Origin of the sequence: Acidovorax delafieldii 2AN, from assembly GCF_000175235.1 — a bacterium.
Lineage (GTDB): Bacteria > Pseudomonadota > Gammaproteobacteria > Burkholderiales > Burkholderiaceae_C > Acidovorax > Acidovorax delafieldii_B.
In genome coordinates this window covers 1-7,914 of record NZ_ACQT01000173.1, presented here as the reverse complement: position 1 = coordinate 7,914, position 7,914 = coordinate 1, and the positions used below count along the sequence as shown (strand labels likewise).

7 protein-coding genes and 1 pseudogene are annotated in these 7,914 nt (G+C 68.3%); 3 read left to right on the top strand and 5 right to left on the bottom strand.

Annotated features, from left to right (window positions below):
- Positions 1-153, top strand: a pseudogene (locus tag ACDELDRAFT_RS24675) (FAD-dependent monooxygenase); the annotation flags it as partial.
- 449 nt (positions 154-602) lie between these two features.
- Here ACDELDRAFT_RS24675 and ACDELDRAFT_RS16625 read toward each other — a convergent pair.
- The 5 genes from ACDELDRAFT_RS16625 to kynB form a co-directional block, all read right to left on the bottom strand.
- On the bottom strand, positions 603-1,814 hold the full coding sequence (locus ACDELDRAFT_RS16625) for an MFS transporter (RefSeq protein WP_005798948.1): 1,212 nt from the start codon (positions 1,812-1,814) through the stop codon (positions 603-605).
- A gap of 311 nt (positions 1,815-2,125) precedes the next feature.
- The gene (locus ACDELDRAFT_RS16620; RefSeq protein WP_005798947.1) at positions 2,126-2,347 is read right to left on the bottom strand and encodes a hypothetical protein; all 222 of its coding nucleotides are present in this window, start codon (positions 2,345-2,347) and stop codon (positions 2,126-2,128) included.
- 13 nt (positions 2,348-2,360) lie between these two features.
- A complete protein-coding gene (kynA, locus tag ACDELDRAFT_RS16615) occupies positions 2,361-3,248 on the bottom strand; it encodes a tryptophan 2,3-dioxygenase (protein ID WP_005798946.1) in 888 nt (295 codons plus the stop codon).
- 37 nt (positions 3,249-3,285) lie between these two features.
- Complete coding sequence (kynU, locus tag ACDELDRAFT_RS16610; RefSeq protein ID WP_005798944.1) at positions 3,286-4,623, bottom strand: kynureninase; 1,338 nt, start codon at positions 4,621-4,623, stop codon at positions 3,286-3,288.
- Positions 4,624-4,841: 218 nt separating this feature from the next.
- A complete protein-coding gene (gene kynB, locus ACDELDRAFT_RS16605; protein WP_005798943.1) occupies positions 4,842-5,471 on the bottom strand; it encodes an arylformamidase in 630 nt (209 codons plus the stop codon).
- Positions 5,472-5,649: 178 nt separating this feature from the next.
- Here kynB and ACDELDRAFT_RS16600 point away from each other — a divergent pair, with 178 nt between their 5' ends.
- Positions 5,650-5,982: a FeoA family protein gene (locus tag ACDELDRAFT_RS16600; RefSeq protein WP_005798941.1), complete on the top strand. Its 333-nt coding sequence runs from the start codon at positions 5,650-5,652 to the stop codon at positions 5,980-5,982.
- Positions 5,979-7,850, top strand: a complete 1,872-nt coding sequence (feoB, locus tag ACDELDRAFT_RS16595; RefSeq protein ID WP_005798940.1) for a ferrous iron transporter B — start codon at positions 5,979-5,981, stop codon at positions 7,848-7,850. Before ACDELDRAFT_RS16600 ends, feoB begins: the two co-directional genes overlap by 4 nt.
- The last annotated feature ends 64 nt before the right edge of the window (positions 7,851-7,914 follow it).

The following is a 7,914-nucleotide window of genomic DNA, read 5'->3' as shown; positions in this document are numbered from 1 at the left end:
GTGCAGGCCCGCTCCACGCGCAACGGCCGCATCTTTCACGCCACCGGGCCTGTGCGCTGGGCGCGCGACGCGGCACTGCGCCTGCTGGGCGAGCGGTTGCTCGACGTGCCGTGGCTGTACCGGGGCGATGGCTCCAGCGCCAGTTCGCTCTAGGGCTGGTTCCCCTCATTCTTGGCGGTGCGAAGGCCACGCAAGCAGCGCCAACGCAGGCGCTTGGCGGCGCCAGGGCTGGGGCCTCAGCCACGAGCGCAACGACGAGTGGCGTGGCTTGTGCGGCCTTCCGTTCGGCTGATGAACCTGAAAGGGCGGGTTGTGGCATTGCCAAGCCCGCTGGGGCCGCATCCCGCTTCGTCTGGCGCCTTGGGCCGAGCCCCTTTGGATCGCAACGCGTCTGGCTGCAATGGTGGGAACTCGCCCTCGCCCTCGGCCGCGTTGGCTTGGCCTCGACAGGCTTCAACGGTGGACGCAGGGCGACGTACAGGGCGGGGCGCCAGGCGAGGGTGTTTCGCGGCACCGCGCGCTGCCCGCCTGGCAAAGGGTGCGCAGATTTGCTACTGAAAAAATAGCTTTCCGCGCATGCTCCATGAGCACCTCAGGGCGTTTCAGGTGGATTCCTTGGCGGACGGCACGGCTGGATGCAGCAGTGCAGAGCTGGGCAGCCAGCGAAATGCGGTCGAGCCCAGCGCCAGCAGCGTGGCAATGGTGGCCATCACCGCGCCGTAGGGTTCCATCCCCCGGCCCAGGGCCCAGTCGGCGACCCAGCCCGTGAGCGACTGCACCAGGCCCACGCCCAGGAACATGGCCATGGTGAACACCGAAAGCGCGCGCCCGGTCAGGTCGGGTGGGTACGACGAGCGCACATCCGAATACTGCAGCACCGAATAGCCCGACAGCACCGCGATGCACACCACCAGCGCCACATTGAGCGTGGCGTGGTGCACCAGCCCCAGGGCCAGGTAAAGCGCGGCCACCACCAGCGAGAAGTTGGCCACCCAGGCCCGCCGGCGCGCCGGCCCGGGGTCGATGCGTCCAAAAAAGGCGGGGCTGAACAGCGAGATCAGCGACATGCCAAGGGCGACGTTGCCGCTCTCGACCAGCGTGAACGCATGCCGGTTGATCAGCAGCGGCCCGATCCACAGCCCGCGCAACGCCAGGAACGACGCATAGCCAACCATGCCCAGCAGCAGAATGCCCAGCGTGTGGGGCAGCATGAACAGCGCGCCGAAGCGGCGCACGGCAGTGCCCCAGCGTTCGTGCGCGGTGGCCGGGCCTGCCAGGGCGGGCTCGTGCACGCAGCGCCAGATCAGCAGCCAGGCCAGCGCCGACAGCACGGCCAGCAGCATGAAGCCGCTGCGCCAGCCCCACTGCTGCACCAGCCAGGCCAGGGGCGTGCCGGTGAGCAGCAGGCCCAGGCCGCCCACGCCCATGCCAACCCCCGACATGAAGGCAAAGCGCGAACTGGGGAAATGCCGCGAGATGAACACCGTGCACGCCAGAAAGGCCGGCGCGCAGCCCACGCCGGTGAGCAGTTGCCCCAGCATCAGCCAGCCATAGTTTGGCGACCAAGCCGACACGGCAGCGCCTGCTATGGCCAGGGGAAAGGCGCTGAGCACGGTGCGGCGCAGGCCGTACAGGTCCATCCCGATGCCCATGAAAAACTGCGTCACGCCGAACGACAGCCCAAACAGCCCGGCAAATGCGCCCAGCGACGCCGGCGAGAGCCCGAAGTCGGCCTGCAGCCCGGTGGCCATGATGGCGGTGACGGTGCGGTACGACTGGCTCAGCGCAAAGGCCGAGAGCAGCGCCAGCAGCATGAACCACAGGGTGGCTTGGGGCGCCGGTGCGGGCGCAGCGGATGGCGGGGCGGCGTTGGATGGGGGCACGGTCGCGGTGGTATTCGGGTGAAAGGCGGGTGGCGGTTGCGTTAGCGCAGCGGGACGCGTCGCCCGCAAGCGTACCCGGACCAGGCCATTGCTGCTGTCGCCGGTGCAATAGCCCAGCAGCCCAGTCGCCGAACAAACCCATAGGCATGCGGTGCGGCTGTAGGGGCCCCGTGTCCGTCGTGCCCGCCGCACCCATTGTGCCGTATGCCCGGCAGCTCGGGCGCTAGCGTGGGTCGGCAGTCCTACCTGCCCGGCGAGCACGCTTCGGGCGAAGATGCCGCCGGGCGCTGCTCCAGGGTCTGGGCTGCAGCCAGGGTGTTGTCCGCCAGGTCGCGCAGCGCGATCACCACCTCGCGGCTGTCCGCCCGCGCCTCGTTGAACTGCAGGTGCATGGTGGCGGCCACGCTGCTGGTCTGGGGCGGGCCCTCCGTGAAGCGCGTGGTTTCCAGAGTGCCGTCCAGCACGGCAACGCCGCCTTCACAGGTCGGTGCGCAGCTTCCAGATTTCCGGGAACAGCACCACGTCCAGCATCTTGCGCAGATAGCTCACGCCCCCCGTGCCCCCGGTGCCGCGCTTGAAGCCGATGATGCGTTCCACCGTGGTCACATGGCGGAAGCGCCAGAGCCGGAACGCGTCTTCGAGGTCGGTGAGCTCTTCGCCCAGCTGGTACAGGTCCCAGTGCCGCGCCGGGTCGCGGTACACGGTGAGCCAGGCGCGCTCTACCGCATCGCTTTCGGCGTAGGGCAGGGTCCAGTCGCGGTCGGTGTGGCTGGCAGGTACATCCAGGCCCCGGCGGGCCAGCAGGCGCAGCGCCTCGTCGTACAGCGACGGGGCCTCGAAGGCGGCCTGCACCCCGGCGAGCAGGTCGGGGCGGTGGGCGTGGGGTTGCAGCATGGCGCGGTTCTTGTTGCCGAGCGCGAATTCGATGCTGCGGTACTGGTAGCTCTGGAACCCGCTGGAGCTGCCCAGGTAGGGGCGCATGGCGCTGTATTCGGGCGGCGTCATGGTGGCCAGCACGTCCCACGCGTGCACGAGCTGTTCCATGATCTTGCTCACGCGGGCCAGCATCTTGAACGCGGGCTGCAGTTCGTCGCGCGCGATGTGGCCGGTGGCGGCGCGCAGCTCGTGCAGCATGAGCTTCATCCACAGTTCGCTGGTCTGGTGCTGCACGATGAACAGCATTTCGTCGTGCGCGGGCGACAGCGGTTTTTGCGCGGTGAGCACGGCGTCGAGCTGCAGGTAGTCGCCGTAGCTCATGTGCTGGCTGAAATCGAGCCGCGCATGCTCGGCGTGGACGATGGCTTCGGGTGTGTCCGCCGCAGGCGCGTGGGCGGGCGACGCAGCGGGGTGCATGGGGCAATTCATGGTGGGTATCTCCGGGTACTGTGGGGCGGCGGCCTGTTCAGGTCACGGCGTGGTGCTGGTTGAACTCGGGGCGCTGCCATTCGCCGCTGTCGAGCACCTGGCGCAGGTGTTCGACGGCGTTCCAGACGTCCTCGAAGCCCAGGTACAGCGGCGTGAAGCCAAAGCGCAGGATGTCCTTGTGCACTTTGCCGCCGTTGCCTTTGCCTGCGCCGCCCGCCGCATCGGACCCGGCGCGGTAGTCGCCGATCACGCCACGCGCAATCAGCGCCTGCACGATGGCATACGCACCGCTGCCTGCGCCGTTCACACCCTGGCCTTCGTCACGCGTCAGGCACACCTGCGAGCCGCGCCGGGCATGTTCGCGTGGCGTGGCCAGGCCCAGGCCGTGGCCCGCGCAGCGCTCTTCCACCAAGTGGATGAACAGGTCGGTGAGTGCCAGCGATTTGCTGCGCAGTGCGGCCATGCCGCCCAGCGATTCGGCGGCAGTGAACACGTCCAGCCCGCACTGCAGGGCCGACAGGCTGATGATGGGCTGTGTGCCGCACAGGTAGCGGGTGATGCCGGGGGCTGGCTGGTAGTCGGGCGTGAACTGGAAGGGCGTGGCGTGGCCCCACCAGCCCGACAGGGGTTGCCAGAAGCGGTCAGCATGGCGCGGGTGCACCCACACAAAAGCGGGTGCGCCGGGGCCGCCGTTCAGGTACTTGTAGCCGCATCCAATCGAGAAATCAGCGCCTGCGCCGTTCAGATCGACCGGCACCGCGCCCGCGCTGTGCGCGAGGTCCCACACGCACAGAATGCCCTGGGCGTGCGCGGCGGCGGTGAGGGCGGCCATGTCATGCATGGCGCCGGTGCGGTAGTTCACGTGCGTGAGCATCAGCACGGCCACGTCGCTGGTCAGCGCGGCGGAAATCTCTTCGGGCTCCACCAGCACCAGTTCCAGGCTGCGCTCCTTGCACAGGCCTTCGGCAATGTAGAGGTCGGTCGGGAAGTTGCTGCGCTCGCTCACGATGCGCTTGCGGGCGGGGCTGTCTTCGCGCGCGATGTTGAGTGCAGCGCTCAGCACCTTGTAGAGGTTGATGGAGGTGCTGTCGGTGCAGACCACTTCGCTCTGGCCCGCGCCGATCAGCGGGGCGAGCTGGTTGCCCAGGCGCTGGGGCAGGTCGAACCAGCGCGCGGTGTTCCAGGATTGGATGAGGTCGGTGCCCCATTCGCGCGTGACCACGTCGGCCACGCGCGCGGCGGCGGCCTTGGGGGCGACGCCCAGGGAGTTGCCGTCGAGGTAGATCACGCCGGGCGGCAGCGTGAAGTGCCCGCGCAGCGGGGCGATGGGGTCTTGCGCGTCGAGTGCGCGGCAGTCTTCGAGGGTGATGGTCATGGAGGGTGTGAGATTTGCTTTTGTTTTGATAGCTGACGGCGCTTATGTATCAAGCGCTAGCGGCCTGAATGGCTTGAAATGAGGGCGGGCGGTGATCGATGGCCGGGTCGGGTGCCTGCACCCTGCCCCCCCCAACCCGCTGCCGCCGTGCCGCCGGTCTTGCCTGGCACCGGGGATTGGCTCTTTGAAGAAAGGCGCGAAGCGAGCCGGCGAAGAGGTCATGTCAGCGCGCGCAGCACGGCGCGCACGGGCGAGGCGTCGGCGGTGGTGAGCCGCAAGGGCAGGGCGATCAGCTCGTAGTCGCCCTCGGGTACATCGTCGAGCACCAGGTTTTCCAGCACGCGCAGGTTGCGGCGGCGGATGACCTGGTGGCTTTCCAGCGTCTTGCTGTCGGCCGGGTCGATGCTGGCGGTGTCGATGCCCACCAGCAGCACGCCCCGGTCGGCCAGGCGTTCGATCGTGTCGGGGGCGTAGGCGGCCAGCTGGCCGTCCCATTGCGCCGGGGCCTGGGCGTAGGTGCGCACGAGCACGCGCTGAGGGAGGGTGTCGTTCACGGCATGGGCGATGTGTGCCCATTCGATCAGCGGGTGGCAGCCAAGGGCGTGGATCACGCGGCAGGGGCCCAGAAACGGTGCCAGCGGCAGGTCGCCCGCCGCGGCGCCCTGGGCGTCGTAGTGCAGCGGGGCATCGGCGTGGGCGCCCACATGGGGCGACATCGTGATGGCGCTCACATTCACCGGACAGCCCGGCGCCAGGGTGGCGCACCACTGTTGCTGGTAAGGCGTATCGCCGGGAAACACCGGCGCGCCGGCGTGGACAGGAGGGGAAATGTCCCACAGCTCTTTCATGGGCGACAAGGTAGCGCGCTGGCGGTTTCGTGGTGTCGCTTTATGGCAACGCAGTGGAAAAATCCCTGGCTGCAAAGTGGTGTCGTGGCTTTGCGCTGCATCAAGGAAATGTCTGCGTGGCGAACGCCTCCTTCCCTGGAAATGGGGGATGTCATAGAATGAGAACCATTTTCATTTGATGGCTGGTGAAACCTTGAACGATTTGCCCGCGCACAACGCCGCTGCTTTCTCTGTGGACCCCGATCAGGGTCTGGCCGATCTGCCCTTGCGGGTGGACGCCTGGGTGCGCGAACTGCGCATGGACGCCGCACCGCAGGATGGCGACGTGCTGCTGCGCTTGTTGGAAATCGGCTTTCTGCCGGGCGAGCGCGTGCGGGTGGTGGCGCGGGCGTTTCCTGCGGGCGATCCGGTGGCCGTGCGTGTGGGGCGCACCACCTTTGCCCTGCGGCGGCGCGAGGCAGCGCTGGTGCGCGTCAGCACCACGGCGCCCCGCGCGGAGGCCGAGGCATGAACGCCGTGGCCACCCCGTTGAGCCTGGCGTTGCTGGGCCATCCCAACAGCGGCAAGACGGCGTTGTTCAACCTGCTCACCGGCAGCCGCCAGAAAGTGGCCAACTATGCGGGCGTGACGGTCGAGCGCAAGGAGGGCCAGCTGGTCACCCCCTCGGGACAGCGGGTGCGCGTGCTCGATCTGCCCGGCGCCTACAGCCTCAACGCCCTGAGCGCGGACGAAGCCGTCACGCGCGATGTGGTCACGGGCCAGCGCGCCGGCGAGGCCGCGCCCGGCCTGCTGGTCTGCGTGGTCGATGCAACCAACCTGCAACTGGGCCTGCGCATGGTGCTGGAGACAAAGACCATGGGGATTCCCATGGTGCTGGCACTCAACATGAGCGATGCCGCCCGCCGCGCGGGCATTGCCATCGACCGCGCCGCACTGGAGCGCGAACTGGGCATGCCCGTGGTGGAAACCGTGGGCATCCAGAAGGGCGGTGCGCAAGAATTGGTGCAGTTTCTGGACGGCTGGCGCGGGCAGGGCGTGGCGCAGACGCGCCCGTGGCAGCCGCAGGGCGCCGAGCAGGTGCTCAAAACACAGCAAGAGGCACGCCGCATCCTGCGCTTGGCCGTGCGCGAGCCCGCCGAGCTGATGCGGGTGGACGACGCCATCGACCGCGTGGTGCTGCATCCGTTGTGGGGCATGCTGCTGCTGGCGGCCACGATGTTCCTGATGTTCCAGGCCGTCTTCAGCTGGGCCGCCCCGCCCATGGAAGCCATCAAGGATGGCGCCGAGGCGCTGGGCCAGTGGGTGCAGGCCCAGCTGCCCGAGGGTGTGCTGCGCAGCCTGCTGGTCGACGGCATTCTGGCCGGTGTGGGAGGCGTGCTGGTGTTCCTGCCGCAGATCCTCATTCTGTTCCTGTTCATCCTGGCGCTGGAAGACTCGGGCTACCTGCCACGTGCGGCCTTCATGCTGGACCGCCTCATGGGCACCGTGGGCCTGTCGGGGCGCTCGTTCATCCCGCTGCTGTCGAGCTTTGCCTGCGCCATACCGGGCATCATGGCCACGCGCACCATCACGCATTGGCGCGAGCGCCTGGTCACCATCCTGATCGCGCCCCTCATGACCTGCTCGGCCCGCCTGCCGGTGTACGCGCTGCTGATTGCCGCCTTCATCCCGGCGCGCACCGTGTGGGGCATCTTCAGCCTGCAGGGCCTGGTGATGTTCGGCCTGTACATGGGCGGCATTCTCAGCGCCATGGCCGTGGCGGCCTTGCTGAAGATCTGGCGCGGCCCCATGCGGGCGACGCCGCTGCTGATGGAACTGCCGCCCTATCGGTTGCCCAATCTGCGCGGTCTGGCGCGGGGGCTGTACGAGCGGGCGATGATCTTCCTCAAACGGGTGGGCAGCATCATCCTGGCGCTCACGGTGCTGCTGTGGTTCCTTTCGTCGTACCCGGCTCCGCCCGAGGGCGCCGTGGGTCCGGCCATCCAGTACAGCCTTGCCGGGCAGCTGGGCCGCGCGCTTGAAGTCATTTTTGCGCCGCTGGGTTTCAACTGGCAGATCGCCGTGGCGCTGGTGCCCGGCATGGCCGCCCGCGAGGTGGTGGTGAGCGCGCTGGGCACGGTGTATGCACTGTCGGCATCGGGTGACGACATGGCGGCGCAGCTTGGGCCGCTGATCGCACAGCAGTGGTCGCTGGCCACGGCCCTGTCGCTGCTGGTGTGGTTCGTGTTTGCGCCGCAATGCCTGTCCACGCTGGCCACCGTTCGGCGCGAGACCAATTCCTGGCGCGTGGCCCTGCTCATGGCCGCGTACCTTTTTGCACTGGCCTATGCCGCCAGCTGGACGACCTACCGGCTGGCGCTGTGGTGGGGAGGAGCCTGATCATGTGGCAGAACATCGCCGTGGGCGCCATCGTGGCGCTGGCAGGGGGCTATGCCGCCTGGTA